This is a genomic window from Paraburkholderia sp. SARCC-3016, from assembly GCF_031119615.1.
Classification (GTDB): domain Bacteria; phylum Pseudomonadota; class Gammaproteobacteria; order Burkholderiales; family Burkholderiaceae; genus Paraburkholderia.
The window spans coordinates 153,182-171,673 of record NZ_JAVHZD010000018.1 but is presented as its reverse complement, the minus strand read 5'-3'; the positions used below and the strand labels follow the sequence as shown (position 1 = coordinate 171,673).

General features: G+C 64.6%; 15 protein-coding genes. 6 read left to right on the top strand and 9 right to left on the bottom strand.

The window, feature by feature from the left end; all coding sequences use genetic code 11:
- The first annotated feature begins 600 nt into the window (after window positions 1-600).
- The gene (locus QYH69_RS19520) at window positions 601-1,065 is read left to right on the top strand and encodes a rhodanese-like domain-containing protein (RefSeq protein ID WP_308833452.1); all 465 of its coding nucleotides are present in this window, start codon (window positions 601-603) and stop codon (window positions 1,063-1,065) included.
- A 95-nt stretch (window positions 1,066-1,160) separates the two neighbouring features.
- On the opposite strand, the gene QYH69_RS19515 is transcribed toward QYH69_RS19520, so the two are convergent.
- The 4 genes from QYH69_RS19515 to QYH69_RS19500 form a co-directional block, all read right to left on the bottom strand.
- Window positions 1,161-1,997 (bottom strand): molybdopterin-binding protein, encoded by an 837-nt coding sequence (locus QYH69_RS19515; protein ID WP_308833451.1) that lies wholly within the window; start codon window positions 1,995-1,997, stop codon window positions 1,161-1,163.
- A 43-nt stretch (window positions 1,998-2,040) separates the two neighbouring features.
- A complete protein-coding gene (locus tag QYH69_RS19510; RefSeq protein WP_308833450.1) occupies window positions 2,041-2,871 on the bottom strand; it encodes an EI24 domain-containing protein in 831 nt (276 codons plus the stop codon).
- Between the two features lie 241 nt (window positions 2,872-3,112).
- On the bottom strand, window positions 3,113-4,114 hold the full coding sequence (locus QYH69_RS19505) for a sterol desaturase family protein (RefSeq protein ID WP_308833449.1): 1,002 nt from the start codon (window positions 4,112-4,114) through the stop codon (window positions 3,113-3,115).
- Between the two features lie 89 nt (window positions 4,115-4,203).
- Window positions 4,204-5,217, bottom strand: coding sequence for a beta-propeller fold lactonase family protein (locus QYH69_RS19500; RefSeq protein WP_308833448.1), 1,014 nt, complete (start codon window positions 5,215-5,217; stop codon window positions 4,204-4,206).
- 588 nt (window positions 5,218-5,805) lie between these two features.
- Here QYH69_RS19500 and QYH69_RS19495 point away from each other — a divergent pair.
- Window positions 5,806-7,716 (top strand): YadA-like family protein, encoded by a 1,911-nt coding sequence (locus QYH69_RS19495; protein WP_308833447.1) that lies wholly within the window; start codon window positions 5,806-5,808, stop codon window positions 7,714-7,716.
- Window positions 7,717-7,964: 248 nt separating this feature from the next.
- Here the strand turns inward: QYH69_RS19495 and hrpA are convergent, their stop codons facing one another.
- Window positions 7,965-12,407: an ATP-dependent RNA helicase HrpA gene (gene hrpA / locus QYH69_RS19490; RefSeq protein ID WP_308833446.1), complete on the bottom strand. Its 4,443-nt coding sequence runs from the start codon at window positions 12,405-12,407 to the stop codon at window positions 7,965-7,967.
- Window positions 12,408-12,430: 23 nt separating this feature from the next.
- Between hrpA and argA the strand changes: the two genes are divergently transcribed.
- The 4 genes from argA to proP all read left to right on the top strand — a co-directional run bounded on the left by argA (window position 12,431) and on the right by proP (window position 16,263).
- Window positions 12,431-13,810 carry an amino-acid N-acetyltransferase gene (argA, locus tag QYH69_RS19485; RefSeq protein WP_308833445.1) on the top strand — a complete coding sequence of 460 codons (1,380 nt, stop codon included), beginning with the start codon at window positions 12,431-12,433 and terminating at the stop codon, window positions 13,808-13,810.
- Window positions 13,811-13,853: 43 nt separating this feature from the next.
- Window positions 13,854-14,129, top strand: a complete 276-nt coding sequence (locus QYH69_RS19480; RefSeq protein ID WP_075156721.1) for an oxidative damage protection protein — start codon at window positions 13,854-13,856, stop codon at window positions 14,127-14,129.
- Between the two features lie 211 nt (window positions 14,130-14,340).
- Complete coding sequence (locus QYH69_RS19475; RefSeq protein WP_308833444.1) at window positions 14,341-14,478, top strand: hypothetical protein; 138 nt, start codon at window positions 14,341-14,343, stop codon at window positions 14,476-14,478.
- Between the two features lie 315 nt (window positions 14,479-14,793).
- Complete coding sequence (gene proP, locus QYH69_RS19470) at window positions 14,794-16,263, top strand: glycine betaine/L-proline transporter ProP (protein WP_308833443.1); 1,470 nt, start codon at window positions 14,794-14,796, stop codon at window positions 16,261-16,263.
- A gap of 25 nt (window positions 16,264-16,288) precedes the next feature.
- On the opposite strand, the gene QYH69_RS19465 is transcribed toward proP, so the two are convergent.
- The 4 genes from QYH69_RS19465 to QYH69_RS19450 form a co-directional block, all read right to left on the bottom strand.
- On the bottom strand, window positions 16,289-16,666 hold the full coding sequence (locus QYH69_RS19465; RefSeq protein ID WP_308833461.1) for a PRC-barrel domain-containing protein: 378 nt from the start codon (window positions 16,664-16,666) through the stop codon (window positions 16,289-16,291).
- 268 nt (window positions 16,667-16,934) lie between these two features.
- Window positions 16,935-17,426, bottom strand: coding sequence for a metallophosphoesterase family protein (locus QYH69_RS19460; RefSeq protein ID WP_308833442.1), 492 nt, complete (start codon window positions 17,424-17,426; stop codon window positions 16,935-16,937).
- 6 nt (window positions 17,427-17,432) lie between these two features.
- Window positions 17,433-18,008, bottom strand: a complete 576-nt coding sequence (locus QYH69_RS19455) for a TMEM175 family protein (protein ID WP_308833441.1) — start codon at window positions 18,006-18,008, stop codon at window positions 17,433-17,435.
- Between the two features lie 73 nt (window positions 18,009-18,081).
- Window positions 18,082-18,486 carry a cupin domain-containing protein gene (locus QYH69_RS19450; protein WP_308833440.1) on the bottom strand — a complete coding sequence of 135 codons (405 nt, stop codon included), beginning with the start codon at window positions 18,484-18,486 and terminating at the stop codon, window positions 18,082-18,084.
- Window positions 18,487-18,492: the final 6 nt, after the last annotated feature.

Sequence of the window (18,492 nt, the reverse complement as noted above, 5' to 3'; positions counted from 1 at the left end):
TCGAATGCCGACACCGGCACCGAGACGTGCTGTTCCTTGCCGCGCGTGTCGGTGAAACGGAAGTCGACAAACTTGACGTCCTCGTCCTTGACGAGTTGCATGACGTCGGCCACGGATTTACTCATAACCTATCTCCTGATTAACGAATTCGGCGGTTTTAGCCGCCGCCCAATCTAGCTGACCCGCTGCCCCGCGTCTACAGGGTTAGTAAGCTTTAATTCGACGTGCTGCGGGTCGAACGGGCCGGATAAAAGCAGCTTTTATGCCACCGTCGCTCCGGCGGCGCGCGGAACGCGTTTGCCCCGTTACCGCCGCCGTGAATCGTCGCACGTTTTGCGGGAACTGAGATGACGCGTCACTCGGGCGAGTGCACCAATTACGTGCAATATCGATATCGCCGCTCGACGAGAGCCTTTATTTGGTGCAATGGTGCAATTTTGCACCTCTGCGGAGCACACGTCGCGATTTCCGTGAATAGCGATGCAGTGACCCGGGCAACGCCCAGACAACGCCCGCCCGCAGGATCGACAACGGGCAACTACCCGCGTCCGATGCTTGGCGCGCTAGAATGATCCTTTGGTCCAAAGGAGACTCGCTGTCATGACCACGCTTGAGCAGTTATACGCACAGGCCGAAAAGCGCCGCATCGATAATCAGTTGGCCTACGCGGGCGCGCTGTCGCCGGCCGAGGCTTTCGAGCTCCTCGAACTGGATCCGCGCGCACGTCTCGTCGACGTGCGTACGCGCGCGGAGCTCGACTGGGTCGGCCGGCCGCTCGTTGGCGACGGCCAATATGCGCATGTCGAATGGACGCGCTATCCCGGCGGCGCGCCGAACGCCGAATTTCTCGATCAGTTGCGTCAGGTCGCGACGCCCGATACGCCCGTGCTGCTGCTGTGCCGCAGCGCCGCGCGCTCGAAGCTCGCAGCCGTTGCCGCCACGCAGGCCGGCTTCACGAAAGCGATGGACCTGCTGGAGGGTTTCGAAGGCGACAAGGACAGCCAGGGGCACAGAAAAACCGTGTCGGGCTGGTGCTTCCGCGGCCTGCCGTGGATCGGCGCCTGAGCTTCGATCGGTTTCACGAACTGAAGTCGGTGCGCTTCTTCGGAAGCGCACCGCAGACTTGCCGGTTCAATCGCCGCACACGCCCGCTTTAAAGCTCACCGTTGCGGCTTCGCCGACACCGTAGCCGCGTCCGGTTCGACAATGTCGCCGCCTAGCAGATGCACGCCTTCGCGCAATTTGACGAAGGCCGCCGCAACCGCCTCAGGCTCCCCCTTCACGCCCAGATCGATATGGCGCCGCGCATAGACGCCGCCGCGCTCCGCATCGCCGACGCTCGGCAAACTGAACACGCGCACGCCGGGGAAGTCGCGCTCGATCTTCTCCATCAACGGCGTCACCGTCGACTCCGGCAATTCGAACACGAGCAGCGATTTCTCCGCATGCGGCGTCGCGTGATGCAGATGCGCGTATTTCGTGTCGAGCACCCATTCGATCATCGGCCACGCCATGACCGGAAAGCCGGGTACGAAATGATGGTCGCGAATCGAGAAGCCCGGAATCTTGTTGTAGCCGTTCGGAATGATCGACGCGCCGCGCGGATACGTGCCCATGTTCAAACGGTGCAGGTTCTCGGGCGACGCGTAATCGACGGGCTGCGGCGCATCGGCAGGATGCATCTCGCGAATCCGCTCGCGTATCAGGTCTGCGGCCTCCGGATGCAGTTCGAGCGGCACGGCGAGTGCCGCGGCCGCGCACTGACGGGTATGGTCGTCAGGCGTCGCGCCGATGCCGCCCGTCGAGAAAACGATGTCGCCGCCCGCAAAGGTACGGCGCAGCGTCGCCGTAATGCGCTCGGGGTCGTCGCCGACATATTCGGCCCAGTCAAGCGACAAACCGCGCGCCTTCAGAAGTTCGATGACCTTCGGCAGATGTTTATCGATCCGTCTGCCCGACAGTATTTCGTCGCCGATGATGATCACGCCAAATGCCATTGCCGCCTCGCGAAGATGAAATGCACGAATTTGAATTGCCGCATCAGTAAGGGACCGGCGCGGTGCCGCGCGGCCCCTGCTCTTCCGCACGCAGTCGCTGCAGCGCGCGCAGACAGTAGTAGCCGAACCACAGCGCCGAAAACACGAGGATGAACGCGTAGATCCAGATCGTCGCCGCGGTCATCACCGGAAACAGCACGATCAGCCATACCGACGATGCCCACAGCAGCGTCGGCAACGAACCGAGCAGACCGCTCGCGACGCCGATCAGCAGCAGCGGCAGCCGATGCCGCCGCACGAGAATACGCCTTTCGTCGCGGCTCGCATGCAATGCGAGCGCATCGTAGGTCATCACGCGATACGTGAGCCAGCCCCACAACAGCGGCGGAATCAGCGCGAAAAACGGTGGGATGAGCCACAGCGGCAGCGTGACGATCAGCACGACGAGACAGACGAGCGTGGTCCACAGCGAATGCGCGAGACTGCCGTACCAGGTGCCGCCGTGCCGCATTTCGAGGCCCGCGAACTGCCGCGCGGCCAGATGCTTGATGACGGCCGGCATCGATAGCGTTGCGATTAGCAGCAGTACGGTAACGACGATCAGCGGAATCGCGATCGCGACCACGATAAACGGCGCGACGGCCGCATGCAGCGAGGAAAAGCCGGCCCAGTCGAACAGATGGTAGAGCGTGGTCGTAAAGGACCAGTTGTCGAGCCAACCGCGCGTTGCGCCGATCAGCGTCTGCCACGAAAACCACAGGATCGCGCCCCAGACCACGGCCGCCGCGAGGAACGGCGCCAGAGTCAGCCAGAGCATGCGCGGGTGGAGCACGCTTGCGAGCGCGCGTCCGAACGAGCGCAACAGGTCATTCATGCGAGCGGGTGCCGGTGAAAGAAATGTTGGGAAATGAACGCTGTAACAAGCGGGACGGCAAGCGGTGCAAAGCAGTCCAGCAAGCGGTGCGAAACGTAGACAGGATAAACCACGCGGCAGACTGGCGGAAACTGCCGGTGTCGGAACGCATTCAGCGATGGCGACCGCGTACGGCGGCGGTTGGCGCGTGCGGGAGCGACTGGCGGCTCCCCCTGCCTGCTTCAGAAGGAAAACGGGATGCTCAGAGCGCCGCGGCGTCATTACCCGGCGACGCGCGCCGCTTCGGCGCGAGGCGTCTTGCGATGCGCACGAACGCAAGCCAATGCTGCGTAACGAAACCATCGCCGTAGCGGTGGCCGTCGAGCTGATCGCGAATGCCGGTCGGCTCCATCTCGCGGTTCCACGACGCACTGCCGAACATCATGTCCCACCACGGGAACAGCACGCCGAAGTTGCATCCGTACTTGAGACCTTCGTGGCCGTAGCCGATCGCGTGATGACGGCGATGGAACGTCGGGCTGACGAGCAGGCGCTCGCCGAGCCAGCCGAAGTACAGGCGAATGTTCGCGTGCTGCACGCTTTGCGCGAGATTCGTGATCGCGACGAGCACGACGAATTGCGACGGCGGCACGCCGATAAACAACGCGATCAGCGCGAAAAAACACGCCTGCAGCAGATCGTCGAGCAGATGGTTGCGGTCGTCGGACCATAGCGACATCTGGCGCTGGCTGTGATGCACCGCATGCAGTTCCCACCAGACGCCGAAACGATGTTCCCAGCGGTGATACCAGTAGCCCGCGAAATCGAGCACCAGCAGATAAATGACGAAGGTGACGATCGGAATGGTCGTGACACCCGGCCACAGATTGTCGATTTCGAGATTCGCGATGTTGTGCAGCCGCAGCCAGCCTTGCACCGCATCAAACCACGGCTGCAGCGCGAAGAAGAAAAACAGGTTCAGGATGCCGAGCTTCGCGATCCATGTGTACAGCACGTCGACGCGCACCGCCTTGCGGTTTTCCCACTGCTCGACCGGGCGCAACGCTTCGAGCGGCCGCAGCACCGCATACATCGCGAGCACCTCGAACACGCCGACGATGACCCAGTACAGGCTGTCGTACGTGTCTTCGTCGTAATCCATCAGGCCGAAGTGAAACAGCAGTGGCTGCACGACGCTTTCGTACAGCACGGTCTGCAGCGTGGACACTGCGTTATCGAGCGTGGAGAAGATCAGATGGAACATGATGCCCGCTGTTCGTCGAACCCGTTATGCCGTTGCCGTGACTTGCGCCGCACGTTGCCGTACGCTGCCGTATGCTGCCGTATGCTGCATTACGCGCCGTTCGGTGCGGTGACCGGCGCGCGGTCGTAGAAATAGATGCCGTGCGGAGAACGACCGACGGCGATCGTCTGAATCAGCTTACGTTGCGTCAGATCGATAATGCCGACGTGCTTCGCAAAGCGGAACGTTACCCAGAGATAGCGTTTATCCGAGGAAAGTTCCATGTCGTCGGGACCCGGCAGCAGGCCGGTGATGTCGCCGACGTTCGTGAGCGATTCTTCGTCGATGATGCTGATTGTGTTCGCGACACGGTTCGACACCGCGACGTGCCGGCCGTCCGCAAGCGAGCGGAAGTTGTGCGCTCCCTTGCCCGTGGGGATGGTCTTAACGACCTTCTGGTCCTTCCAGTCGACCACGGCAACGTAATCGGCGCCGGTCATGCCGACGAGCAGGTATTTGTCGCCGGGCGTCATCCAGAGGCCCGCCGGCACCTTGCCGACTTTCATTTTCCACTTCACGGTCTGCGTGGCCAGATCGACGGCGGCGAGTTCGCCGGACACCTGCAGCGTGACGAACACTGTCTTGCTGTCGGCCGAGAACGCAATATGGCTCGGCATGACCGCGAGCGGCAGACGCTGCGCGAGCGCGAGGTTATGGCCGTCGTAGTGGTAGATATCGAGCCGGTCCAGACGCAGGCCCGTCGTGACGAGCCACTTGCGGTTCGGCGAGAAGCCGATCTGGTAAGGGTCCTCGATGCCCTCGACCCAGCGCTGCACCTTGCCCGACTTCGGGTCGACGAACAGCAGATTGTTCGATACCGAGTTCGCGACGATCAGCGACGTATTGTCCGGCGTCGCCATCAGGTGGTGCGGTTCCTTGCCGGTCGGCACCGTTTCGACGACCTGGTGCGTCGCCTCGTCGATCAGGCTCAGCGTCGCTTCGCCGGAATTGAGCACGATGACGCTATTCGCGTGAACTGCCGGGGAGAAGAAAACTGCCGCCGCGGCCAATGCCGCGCCCGCCGGGAACGTGCCGATCAAGCCGGAGAAGGAAAATTTGCGCATGAAGACTCACTACTGAAGACAGCCGCCATTGTAGAACGTTTGCGCGTTGAAACGGTTGACGGAGCGCAGGAATTTCCGATTGCGGCGCACCGCCGCAACAGCTTGCGCGCAGCAGCTGGAGCACAGAAGTATTGAGTTTCGCCTGCTGGTTTTCCGAAGCAAATCCGCTCGATACCGCAATTTTCCGCCCTTTAAATCGGATTTCATTTAGCCGTCTTCAATCGATCGATAATCGTCCTAAATGCGCGGCCGTAATCTTCGAATTAAAAGGACTGTCCTATTACTTTTGGCCAGGCCGGTTTTAAGAGTTTACTCATATCCCGAGCCGCGCGGATTGCTCGAAAATCGCCCTTCCGAATCACCCGCCAGTTCAGGCACAAGGCACACGTCGGCACAAACGGTCTGCGTGCTGGCCGGGCCCATCCTGGCGTTTCTGGAGGCATAAGCGATATGCGTAAATCAGAGTTGAACGACTTAATAAAGAGCCTGCACCGTTCTTTAATCCCATCCTCGGAAATCGCACACGCGCATCGGTGTGCGCCGGGCATTCTCGTCTTTGCCCAACTTGCGCTCGCAAGTCTCGTCGCCGTGACCGCGGCGCCCGTTGCGCGCGCCAGCATTCCGGCCGCGCAATACTACTTCGATGCCGACGGGCTGCAAAATCCGAGCGACGCGGTCACCGTGCTGTTCGGCACGAAGGCGCTCGCGGCCGGCGCAGGCGCACATGCGCTCGGCGTGCAATCGATCGCGCTCGGTTACGGCGCCGGGGTCATGGCTAGCGGCGGCATCGCGGTCGGCAGCGGCAGCAATACATTCGGCGCCGACGCGATCGCACTTGGCAACCAGACACTGGCAACCGCCACGGGCGCGTTCGCCGGCGGCCTGCAGGCTCGTGCCGAGCTGTTGTCGACCGCCGTCGGTGCGTACTCGGCCGCGACCGGCGATACGTCATCGGCATTCGGCGCGTCATCGAGGGCCGACGGCATTGGCGCCGTTGCGCTCGGTGGCGGCGCGGGCGCAACGAATCGAGATGCGCTGGCCGCGGGCCATTTGTCGAACGCGTCGGGACGCGAAGCGATCGCACTCGGCGGCCGCGCCTCGGCTTCGGGCGAACGGGCAATCGCGCTCGGCACCGAGGCGCAGGCCATCGGCGACCGCGCGCTGGCGGCCGGCGCGTCGGCCAAGGCCGGCGAAGACGCCACGGCGGTCGGCACGTCCGCGGCCGCCACGCAAGCGGGCGCGACGGCTTTCGGCATGAATGCCGCCGCGAACGGCACGCACGCGACGGCGCTCGGCAATCTCGCAGGCGCTTCGAATGCCGACAGCGTCGCCGTTGGCGCGCTCTCTCATGCAGTCGACCAGGCGGTCGCGATCGGCGCCTATGCGAGCGCCAATGCGCGCGCGTCGCTTGCCGTCGGCCACAACGCGATCGCGATGCACGAGAACAGCATCGCACTCGGCGCCGGCTCGGGGACGACGGTCGGGGCACGCGCAGGCTATCTCGCGTATGGGCTGTCCGCGCCGCAAACGTCGGCCGGCGAACTCAATATCGGCACGCGCACGATCAGCGGTGTCGCTGCCGGCGCGGCCGATCTCGACGCGGTCAACGTCGCGCAACTCAGGGCGCTAGACGGCAAGATCGACGCCGCGGCCGCGCAACTCGCGAACACGCTCAGCTACAGCGCCAACGCGGACGGCTCCGTCGACCGCAGCGGCGTCGCGCTTGCCGGCAGTCCCGACGGCGGCGGCACGCAGATCCACAACGTCGCCGACGCGCGCGACGCGCACGACGCGGTCAACCTCGGCCAGCTTTCGGCAATGCTCGCCGATGCGATCGGCAACGCGTCGGTGAATGGCAGCAGCGCGGGGAGCAACCCGCTCTTCGACGCCGCGGGCGACGCCGTAAGCGAAACAGCCCGCGCCGGCGGCGCGCATTCGGTCGCTGTCGGAGCGAGCGCGCACGCCGCAGCCGCGCAATCCGTCGCGCTCGGCGCAAGTGCGCTCGCAACCGGCAACCATGCGCTCGCACTCGGTGCGACGTCTCAGGCGAGCGCCGACAACGCGATTGCACTCGGCTACGGTTCGGTCGCGGACCGCGCAAACAGCGTATCGGTCGGCGCGGACGGCAACGAGCGGCACATCACGCACGTCGCGCCCGCAACGGAGGGCACCGACGCCGTCAACCTGAACCAGTTGAATCAGACAACGAGCGGCTCGCTCGCGGCAGCCAACCGCTATACCGACGACAAGCTTCGCTCGGTGCGGCGCGACGCGTACGGCGGCGCAGCGGCCGCGCTCGCGGTCGCCGCGTTGCCGCGCGCGGTACTGCCGGGTCGCGGCATGGTGGCGATGGCAGGCGGTTCATACGGCGGGCAGTCCGCATTGGCGTTCGGCGTGTCGCAGTTGTCGGAAACGGGCCAATGGGCGTACAGCGTGCAAGGCACCGCGAGTTCGCGTGGCGAAGTCGGTGCGGCGCTCGGCGCGGGCGCGCATTTTTAAGCGCGCCCCCGCCCCCTCTGAAATAGTGGGACGGATGCAGGCATGTCCCCATGTGCCTGCATCTTTTGGCGCGATGCCGATGTCGGGATCCATCGGTGTCGCGTCCTTTTTGCGCTTGAGCCTGCATGATGCGCTCGGGCTTCGCTTCGCGCGCCTCGCGGTGTGCATCTACATCCAGCGAAGCGACTTTCTCGCCTCGAGCCCCCGGCCCGGCTCACCTGTCTCGTACGAGACCATAGGCAGACGTCTCACCGCTGCATCGACTCCCAAACCTTATACAGCCGCTTCACCGAAACCGGCATCGGCGTACGCAATTCCTGAGCGAATAGCGACACGCGTAATTCTTCGAGCAGCCAGCGAAACTCGGCGAGCCGCGCGTCCATGACGCCGCCGCGTTGCGCGAGCGCGCGCTGATAGTGCTGCGCGAGCGGCGCGAATTCCGCGAACTGCCGCGTATCGCGCGCCGGGTCGGCTTTCAGCTTGTCGATGCGCAAGCCGATCCCTTTCAGATAGCGCGGGAAATGCGTCAACTGCGTGTATGGCGTGTCGACCACGAATCGCTTGCCGATCAGCGCATCGAGCTGGCTCTGCATATCCGCATACGCGGCCGCAAACGGCTTCGCCTGCGCGAGCTTTTTCAGCACCGTCGTGTACTCGCCGAGAATTTGCCCGACGAGCCGCGAGATTTCCTGAGCGAGCAACGTGAGGCGGCTGCGGCCCTCGTCGCGTCGCGCGTGAAAGCTCGCGTCGTCGTCGGGCAGCGGGTCTTGCAGACACGCGCGGTCGAGCGCGGTATCGACCAGTTGGTCGCGCAGCTCTTCCTGCGTCGCGCGCGCCATAAACTGCATCGCCATTTCGCGCAGGCCCGGCAGATTCTTTTCGAGGTATTTGATCGGCTCGCGCAATTGCAGCGCGAACAGGCGCCGTAAGCCCGCACGATGAATCCGCGCCGCTTCGTCGGGCGAATCGAACACTTCGACGTCGCAATGCGTGCCGCGGTCGACGAGCGCCGGATAGCCGAACAGCGTCTGTCCGCGACGGCGTATCTCGAGCAGTTCGGGCAGCTTGCCGAAATTCCAGGTCGTCAGGTTTTCGTAGAGCGCGGTGCCAGGCGCAGCGCCCGCGCCCGGCGGCGCTGTATGCGCAGCACTGCCAGCGCCGCCACGCGCCGCGGCCGACGCACCCGCGCCAACGCCCGCAGCGCCCGAACCGGCACCAACGCCAGCACCAACGCCAGCACCAGCGCCCGCCCCGCGCGCTCGGTGCGCGTCCGCGCCTCGCCCCAACGCATCGCCGGCCTGATCGACGAGCGTCGCGTTCGCCGCCAGCTTCTGGAACTGCTGCTGCGCCTCGCCGCCGAGTTCGGCGCGCAGTTGCGCGAGATTGCGCCCCATCGCAAGCTGCCGCCCGTGCTCGTCGATCACCTTGAAGTTCATGAACAGATGCGCGGGCAAGGTTTCGAGCTTGAAGTCCGATTGCTTCAACGCGACCTGCGTCTCGCCACGCACGTCGGCAATCAGCGCGTCGATCAGGCTGCCCGCGCCAAAGCGCGCGCCGTCGCTCGTGCGCTCCGCAAAGCCCGCCGCGTATTGCGGCAACGGCACGACATGACGCCGCAGCTTCTGCGGCAGCGACTTCAGCAGCAGTTGCGCCTTCTCTTTCACCATACCGCGCACGAGCCATTCGGCACGTCGCGCATCGACCTGATTCAACGCATAAAGCGGCACCGCGAGCGTCACGCCGTCGCGCGGCGAGCCGGGCTCGAAGTGATACGTGAGCGCCATTTCGATGCCCGCCATCGTCAACCGCTTCGGGAACAGGTCGGTCGTCACGCCGGCCGCTTCATGGCGCATCAGATCGTCACGCGACAGATATAGCAGCCGCAGCCTGTCTTCGGCCTGGCCGCTTTTCCTGACTTCGTCGCGATACCAGCGCTCGAATGCGGCGCCCGTATAGATACCCTGCGGAATCACCTCGTCGTAGAACCCGAAGATCAGCTCGTCGTCGACAAGCACATCCTGGCGGCGCGACTTGTGTTCGAGCTGCTCGATCTCGGCCAGCAGCTTGCGGTTATGCGCAAAGAACGCAAGCTTCGTATCGAACTCGCCTTCGACGAACGCGCCGCGAATAAACAGCTCCCGCGCGCGCGCCGGATCCTGCCTGCCGAAGCTCACGCGCCGCCGATGGTAGATCGTGAGCCCATACAGCATCGCGCGCTCGAACGCGCTGACCTGCGCCGCGCGCTTCTCCCAATGCGGCTCGGACAGCGACTTCTTCAGCAGATGCGCGCCGATTTTCTCGACCCACTCGGGCTCGATCTTCGCGATGCCGCGCGCGTAGAGCCGGCTCGTCTCGACCAGTTCCGCGGCCATCACCCAGCGCCCCGCTTTCTTCGCGAGCGCGGACCCCGGCCACAGATAGAACTTGATGCCGCGCGCGCCGAGGTAATACGGCTCGTCGTCGGCCTTCAGGCCGATATTGCCGAGCAGGCCTGTCAGCAACGCAAGGTGGATCTGCTCGAATGTCGCGTCCGATTCGTTCAACCGCCACCCATGCTCGCGCACCACGGTCAGCAATTGCGAGTGCACGTCGCGCCACTCGCGCAGCCGCAGATGCGAGAGGAAGTTCGCGCGGCACGCGTCGGCCAGCTGCCGGTTCGATTTCTTGTGCGCGATCGCTTCGTCGAACCACGCCCAGATCTTCGGCCACTGCAGAAATTCCGAACGCTCGTCGGCAAAGCGCCGATGCGCCTGGTCGGCCTGCTCCTGCGCCTCGATCGGCCGGTCGCGCGGGTCCTGCACCGACAGTGCGCTCGCGATGATCAGCACTTCGCGCAGCGCCTGCTGGTCGCGCGCGGCAAGAATCATGCGGCCAACGCGCGGGTCGAGCGGCAGCCGTGCGAGCTCGCGGCCAAGCGGCGTCAGCGCATTGTCGTCGTCGACGGCGCCGAGTTCGTTGAGCAACTGATAGCCGTCGGCGATCGCGCGTCCCGGCGGCGGCTCGATAAACGGAAACGTCTCGATCGCGGTCAGATGCAGCGACTTCATCCGCAAGATCACCGCTGCGAGCGACGAACGCAGGATTTCCGGGTCGGTGAAACGCGGGCGTGCGGTGAAGTCGGCTTCGTCGTAAAGACGTATGCAGATGCCGTCCGCGACGCGCCCGCAGCGGCCCGCGCGCTGGTTCGCGGCCGCTTGCGAAATCGGCTCGACCTGCAGCTGCTCGACCTTGTTGCGATACGAATAGCGCTTCACGCGCGCAAGACCCGTATCGATCACATAGCGGATGCCGGGCACCGTCAGCGAGGTTTCGGCGACGTTCGTCGCAAGCACGATGCGGCGCGCGTTCGACGGCCGGAACACGCGCTCCTGCTCGGCCGCGGAAAGCCGCGCGAACAGCGGCAGAATTTCCGTATGCGGCGGATGATGCTTGCGCAACGCCTCGGCCGCGTCGCGAATCTCGCGCTCGCCGGGCAGGAACACGAGCACGTCTCCCGGGCCTTCGCGACACAGTTCGTCGGCCGCATCGACAATCGCGTCGATCAGATCGCGATCGGTCTCGCGCTGGGACTTCGGGCGCTCCGGCCGGTCGCCGCGCAACGGCGTGCCATGCGCGGACTTCACGGCCGCGCTTTCCTCGACGACCGGCCGATAACGCAGCTCGACCGGATAGAGGCGCCCGCTGACCTCGATTACCGGCGCAGGCTTCGCGTCGCTGCCGAAGTGACGCGCGAAGCGCTCCGCATCGATCGTCGCGGAGGTGACGATCAGTTTCAGATCCGGCCGCTTCGGCAGGATCTCCTTCAGATAGCCGAGCAGGAAGTCGATGTTGAGGCTGCGCTCGTGGGCCTCGTCGATGATCAGCGTGTCGTAGGCCTTAAGCAGCGGGTCGGTCTGCGTTTCGGCAAGCAGGATGCCGTCCGTCATCAGTTTGACCGACGCGCCCGGCGCAAGATTGTCGGTGAAACGCACCTTGTAGCCGACCACTTCGCCGAACGGCGTGCCGAGTTCCTCGGCAATGCGGCGGCCCGTCGCCGACGCCGCGATCCGGCGCGGCTGCGTGTGGCCGATCAGACCGCTGCCGCCGGCGCCGAGCCCGCGCCCGAGCGCGAGGCAGATTTTCGGCAACTGGGTCGTCTTGCCCGAGCCCGTTTCGCCGCTGACGATCACGACCTGATGGCCGGCGATCGCACGCGCGATCTCGTCGCGCCGGCCCGATACGGGCAAGGCTTCGGGGAACGTAACCGGCGGGATCGGATTCGGTTCGACGACGCGCGGCGCGCGCGGCGGACTGGGCGCGCGCGGCGGGCGTGGGGGACGCGCTATGCGCGACTCGCGCGACTGTTCCGGCTCGCGCGAGTCGTCGGGTGAGCGCGGCGGCTGCGCTGCGCGGCGTTGCTGCTGTTCGGGCGTTCGCCGCTGCTGCGGGCGCGCATCGTCGCGCCGCGCACCTTCCCGCCCGGCGCCGCCGGCATGCGCCGTTGCGCTGCCGGGTTTGCCAGCGGGTTGGGCCACGCTGTCGCGAGCGCTTTCGCCAGCGCTGTTGCCAGTGCTTTTGCCGCCGCTGTCGCCGGCGCTTTTGACAACGCTTTCGCCAACGCTTTTGCGAGGCGTGTCAGGCAACTTCTCGGGCCCTCGCTCAGGCGTGGTTTTCACGTCATCCGCGGCGGGACTTTTGGGTACATTCGACATGGGGGCGCATTATAATCCCGGGCATGAATTCCCAAACCGACCTCCTCCCCGCATCCGCGAGCGCACCGGTCGCCACCGGCGGCGCGATCGCAAGTCCCGTGCAGCACGCGCAATTCGTCGACTGGATGCGCTCGGTCGCCCCGTACATCCACGCGTTCCACAACAAGACGTTCGTTGTCGGCTTCGGCGGCGAGGTGGTGCATCAGGGGCTGCTCAACGCGCTGGTGTCCGATATCGCGCTGCTGCAGGCGATGGGCATTCAGATCGTGCTCGTGCACGGCTCGCGCCCGCAGGTCGAAGAGCAGATGAGCCTGCACGGCGTGCAATCCGAATTCTCGCAGGGTATGCGCATTACCGATGCGCGCGCCCTCGAATCGGCGAAGGAGGCCGCCGGCGAGGTACGCCTCGATATCGAAGCCGCGATCAGCCAGGGCTTGCCGAACACGCCGATGGCGCATGCGCACATTAGCGTCGTATCGGGTAACTTCGTGACCGCGCGGCCGGTCGGCATTCTCGACGGCGTCGATTTCCAGCATACGGGCGTCGTGCGCAAGATCGATGCCGAGTCGATCCGCCATTCGCTCGCAAGCCGCAAGCTCGTGCTGCTGTCGCCGCTCGGCTTCTCGCCGACCGGCGAAGCGTTCAACCTCGCGATGGAAGACGTCGCCTCGGCCGCGGCCATTGCGCTACGCGCCGACAAGCTCGTGTTCCTGACCGAAACCGATGGCCTGTTCGAAGGCGGCGAGCTGATCCGCGAACTGTCGCTCGACGACGCGTACAGGCTGCAGGAAAGCGGCCAGGTGCAAGGCGATGCGGGCTTCTATCTGAAGCACTCGATTCGTGCATGCCGCGGCGGCGTCGTCCGCGCCCACATCATTCCCTACGCGCTCGACGGCAGCCTGCTGCTCGAACTGTTCCTGCACGACGGCGTCGGCACGATGATCTCGTACGAGAACCTCGAGAGCCTGCGCGAAGCGAGCCCCGACGACGTGGGCGGCATCCTCACGCTGATCGAGCCGCTCGAGAGCGACGGCACGCTCGTGCGGCGCGGCCGGCACCAGATCGAGCGCGACATCGACCACTTCTCGGTGATCGAGCACGATGGCGTGCTGTTCGGATGCGCGGCGCTCTACCCGTACACGCAGGAACGCATCGGCGAGATGGCGTGCCTGACGGTCGCGCCCGAAGCGCAAAATTCCGGCGACGGGGAACGGCTGTTGCGCCGCATCGAGCAGCGCGCGCGGGCGCGCGGACTGACGCGCATCTTCGTGCTTACCACGCGCACCGAACACTGGTTCCTGAAGCGCGGCTTCGTGAAGGCCACGGTCGACGACCTGCCCGAAGACCGTCGCCGTCTCTACAACTGGCAACGCAAGTCGCTCGTGCTGATGAAGCAGCTCTGAGCGCGACCGCGACCGCCCCCCTATTTTTCAGGAGAAGCACAGTATGGCTCGCATGGTTCAATGCACGAAGCTCGGCAAGGAAGCCGAAGGCCTCGATTTCCCGCCGCTGCCCGGCGAACTCGGCAAGCGGATCTATGAGAACGTGTCGAAGGAAGCGTGGCAGGCATGGCTCAAGCAGCAGACAATGCTGATCAACGAAAATCGCCTCAATATGGCCGACCCGCGCGCGCGCCAGTATCTGATGAAGCAGACCGAAAAATTCTTCTTCGGTGAAGGCGCCGATCAGGCGTCTGGCTACGTGCCGCCGTCGCAGGGCTAAGACCAACGCTAAAAACTACACGCTGCAAGCCCCGGAATCCGCGCTTTTTTGCGCGGATTTTTTTTGTTTCTTTGGCCGCACGCCATGCGCTGACCTTCTCGGGACGAGTTCTCGAAAATAAGCCGTATCGCCCGCCCGGCAAGGGATAGAGCGCTTCCCGCCGGCCCTTGTCGGGTAAGGCGATTGCACGATCCTCTGTTATCGTGCTAACATGTTCATCGTTTTAACAGCAATTAACCTGCATTTCGCCGTTCGCACCGGTTTGATCGGATCATTTGCGCGGATCATTGCACGCACGCGCGGCGCACTGTCCGCTTCCGGTAGCGAATCGTTTTCAATGGAAGGCTGAGCGTCGCCGCCAGCCCTTCAACCGGCGCAGGCAATCGCGGCAAACCGCCAGATTGCCCACGCCATCCTGCATCTGCGCCCGCTACGCGGGTCCGCGGTTTGACCGCGACGCGATGCAAACCTGCAGCAGTACCCAACCGAGTGCACTTTCGCGACGACCTGCGACGCACGGGGCGTTCTACTTTCTGCTCCCGCCGCGCATCAGGCCCGGATCCACGGGAACCGGTCCCAGGCCGGCCGTCGACGAAACCGCACTTCCCCAGCACCCGTGGCTCAACGCATCGGCGTTCGGCCGCAGTCATTGGAGATTTTCACCTTGACCGCTTCCAGCAACGGCTTCTGGCGACACAACAACAACGACAACCGTCTTTCGCTCGACGACATCACGATCGTCGACAACAGCCTTCTCAAACGTGCCGTCGGCGCCATGGCGCTCGGCAACGCCATGGAATGGTTCGACTTCGGCGTGTACAGCTACATCGCCGTCACGCTCGGCAAAGTGTTCTTTCCGTCCAGCAGCCCGTCCGCGCAGTTGATCGCCACCTTCGGCACGTTCGCAGCCGCCTTTCTCGTACGGCCGATCGGCGGCATGGTGTTCGGCCCTCTGGGCGACCGCATCGGGCGCCAGCGCGTACTCGCAATGACGATGATCATGATGGCGGTCGGCACGTTCGCGATCGGCCTGATTCCGAGCTATACGTCGATCGGCGTGATGGCGCCCGTGTTGCTGCTCGTCGCGCGTCTCGTGCAAGGCTTTTCGACGGGCGGCGAATACGGCGGCGCAGCCACCTTCATCGCCGAGTTTTCGACCGACCGGCGGCGCGGCTTCATGGGCAGCTTCCTCGAATTCGGCACGCTGGTCGGCTATATCCTCGGCGCGGGCACCGTTGCCGTGCTGACGGCGACGCTGTCGCAGGACGCGTTGCTGTCGTGGGGCTGGCGCGTGCCGTTCATGATCGCGGGGCCGCTCGGTCTCGTCGGCCTCTATATCCGTCTGAAGCTCGAAGAAACGCCGGCGTTCAGGAAAGAAGCCGAAGTACACGAGGCCGAAGAAAAGTCGCGTCCGAAACAGACGCTGCGCGAGCTGCTCGCGCAGCAATGGAAGCCGCTGCTGCTGTGCGTGGGTCTCGTGCTGATCTTCAACGTGACCGACTATATGGCGCTGTCCTATCTGCCGAGCTATCTGTCGGCAACGCTGCACTTCAACGAAACGCACGGCCTGTTCCTCGTGCTGCTCGTGATGGTGCTGATGATGCCGATGACGCTCTTCGCCGGCCGCCTGTCGGACGCGATCGGCCGCAAGCCCGTGATGCTGTTCGGCTGCGTGGGCCTGTTCGTGCTGGCGGCGCCCGCGCTGCTGCTGATCCGCGTGGGCACGGTGCTGCCGGTTTTTGCCGGGCTGCTGATTCTCGGCGCGCTGCTCTCGACGTTCACCGGCGTCATGCCGTCGGCACTGCCCGCGCTGTTCCCGACGAGGATCCGCTACGGCGCGCTCGCCATCGGCTTCAACGTATCGGTATCGCTGTTCGGCGGCACGACGCCGCTCGTCGCCGCCTGGCTGGTCGAGCACACGGGCAATCTGATGATGCCCGCGTACTACCTGATGGGCGCATCGCTGATCGGCATCGTGTCGGTGGTCGCGTTGCGCGAAACCGCGAGGAAGCCGCTGCTCGGCTCGGCGCCGTGCGTGGCGACGCGCGCCGAAGCACATGCGGTGCTGCGCGGGCAGCGCGAGGCCGAAGAACTCGATGAAGCCTATGCGGCCACGGCTGCCGTGCGGGCCTGATCGAGGCTCGAAGGTGCGCCGGCGTTCAGTCCGGCGCGTATTTGAATTCGGGTAGCGCTTCGATCGACTGCTTCGTCGCATCGGGCAGCATGACCTGCTTGTCGCTGATTTGCAGGCTGCTGAACGGTATCGCGACGTAGTGCTTGCCCATGCCGAGGAAGCCGCCAACGGACAGGATCGCGAACGCATTGCGATCCGATGGCGAGAGAATCAGGTCGTCGATCGTGCCGATGCGATCCTTGTCGCGGTTGTACACGGTCGCGCCGGCCAGCTTCGACGCGCGAAAACCTTGCCCCGTCTGAACGACGTCGACGCGCCGTTCCGTCACCGACTGCGGCGCGCCTTGCGCGATGGCGCTCGTCGCCACGCTCATCGTCGCGCCTGCCGCGACGAGTCCGGCCATCAACAGAGATATCGGTCGCTGGATCACGGCTCCTCCCTTTGCGCTCATCCCTCGCCTTGGCATTGCCAGGCCGCGCAGTGGTTAAATGAAACCTGCAAAGGTGCAGGCGCGCGCGACGGCGACGCCGCGCGTGCTGATGCTTCCTGACAAGCAGATTTAGCAAGGGTCGTGCCGCGGATGAAAGTGCTTTGTGCACACCTTGAGGGACGGGCGGGGAACGCGCAATCGCGAGTTCAACGCGCCTTCGCGCGCTTGCGACACGATGCCGTCAGGCAATCAACGTATGCAGCGTCGCACGCACCTGTGCACCATCGATCAGCAGCAGGCCGGCGGAGATGGGCAGCTTGAAACGTCTTGGCCCGGCGCTACCGGGGTTCACGTACAGCACGCCGTCGCGCTCGTCGATCAGCGGCTTGTGCGAATGGCCGGTGACGACGATGCGCACGCCGTCGCGCTGTACGTTCTTGCCGACATCGGCGATATCGTGCACGACGAGAATCGTCACGTCCTGCACCGTGAGCGTTGCGTGCGTCGGCAACGCCGCGGCCCATGCGCCGATGTCGTTGTTGCCGCGCACCGCCGTGAGCGGCGCGATTGCGCGCAATGCGTCGAGCACCGCGGGCTCGCAGATGTCGCCCGCATGAACGATGGCGTCGCAACCTTCGAGATGCCGCAGCGCCTCGGGCCGCACGAGGTTATGCGTATCGGAAATGAGGCCGATGCGAACCGCTTTCGAACCGACGGAAGACGTCGAACCCATCGCCCTTCACTCCTTGAGCACGTGTTCGATGCGCCGGTCGGGTACGAGCCAGATCGCCGCGGTGAGCGCGTACAGCGCAGCCGACACCGACGGCAGCACGAACGCGAACACGACGCCGGCCAGATACAGCACCACAGAAAGCTTGCCCTTCCTGTCGCTGCCGAGCGCACGGGCAAGCGTCGAGTCGGGACCGTGCTGGCGAATCATCACGTGCGCAAGAATGAAATACGCGATCGCCGACATGAACAGCACGAGGCCATAGAACGCGGTCGGCCACGCGGACAGATGACTTTCGCCGAGCCAATGCGTGACCGCAGGCAGCAGCGACAGCCAGAACAGCAGATGCAGATTGGCCCATAGCGTCGCGCCGTTGACCTTCTGCACGGTGTGGAACATATGGTGATGGTTGTTCCAGTAGATGCCGACGTAGATAAAGCTCAGCACATATGCGCAGAACACCGGCACCACGGGGCGCAGCGACTCGAGATCGAACCCTTCGGGTACTTTGAGTTCGAGCACCATGATCGTGATGATGATCGCGATCACGCCGTCGCTGAACGCTTCGATACGCCCTTTGCCCATCTGCCGGTTTCCTTGTTGATCGATTCGATGACGACGGTGTATGCGCGGCAAGCAGGCGCGCTGCGGCCGATTATCAGCGATCACCAGGCGACTTGTCGACCTCGGGCTGGAGCACGGACGCCGCCGCGCCGTAGTGCACGGCCAGCCACACGGACGGCCGATCGGGATGCGTCCATGCAACGCGATGCCGGCGATGCGCCTCGATGCGGATATAGTCGCCGGGCCGCATCTCGTGTAGTGCTTCGCCATGCTCGAACTCGAGCGCAGCCGCGCCGCTGAGCAGCACGACCCATTCTTCGCGCGGGCTGTCGTACCAGAAGTCCGGTGCACTCGCATGCGCCATCGACACGATGCGCTCGACCGTCAGGTCGCCGCGCTCGACGAGCACGTCGACATGCTCGAGCGGACCCGGTTCGACAGCGCCGAACAGATTGCCCGCTGCGGCGGCCGGCAGCGGTTCCTTTGCGCCGGATGTCATGCGAAC

What these genes read in the sequence shown, in the direction of transcription:
- QYH69_RS19520 (WP_308833452.1), top strand. Translation starts at nt 601, where the DNA reads ATGACCACGCTTGAGCAGTTATACGCACAGGCCGAAAAGCGCCGCATC.
- QYH69_RS19515 (WP_308833451.1), bottom strand. Translation starts at nt 1,997, where the DNA reads ATGGCATTTGGCGTGATCATCATCGGCGACGAAATACTGTCGGGCAGA.
- QYH69_RS19510 (WP_308833450.1), bottom strand. Translation starts at nt 2,871, where the DNA reads ATGAATGACCTGTTGCGCTCGTTCGGACGCGCGCTCGCAAGCGTGCTC.
- QYH69_RS19505 (WP_308833449.1), bottom strand. Translation starts at nt 4,114, where the DNA reads ATGTTCCATCTGATCTTCTCCACGCTCGATAACGCAGTGTCCACGCTG.
- QYH69_RS19500 (WP_308833448.1), bottom strand. Translation starts at nt 5,217, where the DNA reads ATGCGCAAATTTTCCTTCTCCGGCTTGATCGGCACGTTCCCGGCGGGC.
- hrpA (WP_308833446.1), bottom strand. Translation starts at nt 12,407, where the DNA reads ATGTCGAATGTACCCAAAAGTCCCGCCGCGGATGACGTGAAAACCACG.
- argA (WP_308833445.1), top strand. Translation starts at nt 12,431, where the DNA reads ATGAATTCCCAAACCGACCTCCTCCCCGCATCCGCGAGCGCACCGGTC.
- QYH69_RS19480 (WP_075156721.1), top strand. Translation starts at nt 13,854, where the DNA reads ATGGCTCGCATGGTTCAATGCACGAAGCTCGGCAAGGAAGCCGAAGGC.
- QYH69_RS19475 (WP_308833444.1), top strand. Translation starts at nt 14,341, where the DNA reads ATGTTCATCGTTTTAACAGCAATTAACCTGCATTTCGCCGTTCGCACC.
- QYH69_RS19465 (WP_308833461.1), bottom strand. Translation starts at nt 16,666, where the DNA reads ATGGCCGGACTCGTCGCGGCAGGCGCGACGATGAGCGTGGCGACGAGC.
- QYH69_RS19460 (WP_308833442.1), bottom strand. Translation starts at nt 17,426, where the DNA reads ATGGGTTCGACGTCTTCCGTCGGTTCGAAAGCGGTTCGCATCGGCCTC.
- QYH69_RS19455 (WP_308833441.1), bottom strand. Translation starts at nt 18,008, where the DNA reads ATGGGCAAAGGGCGTATCGAAGCGTTCAGCGACGGCGTGATCGCGATC.
- QYH69_RS19450 (WP_308833440.1), bottom strand. Translation starts at nt 18,486, where the DNA reads ATGACATCCGGCGCAAAGGAACCGCTGCCGGCCGCCGCAGCGGGCAAT.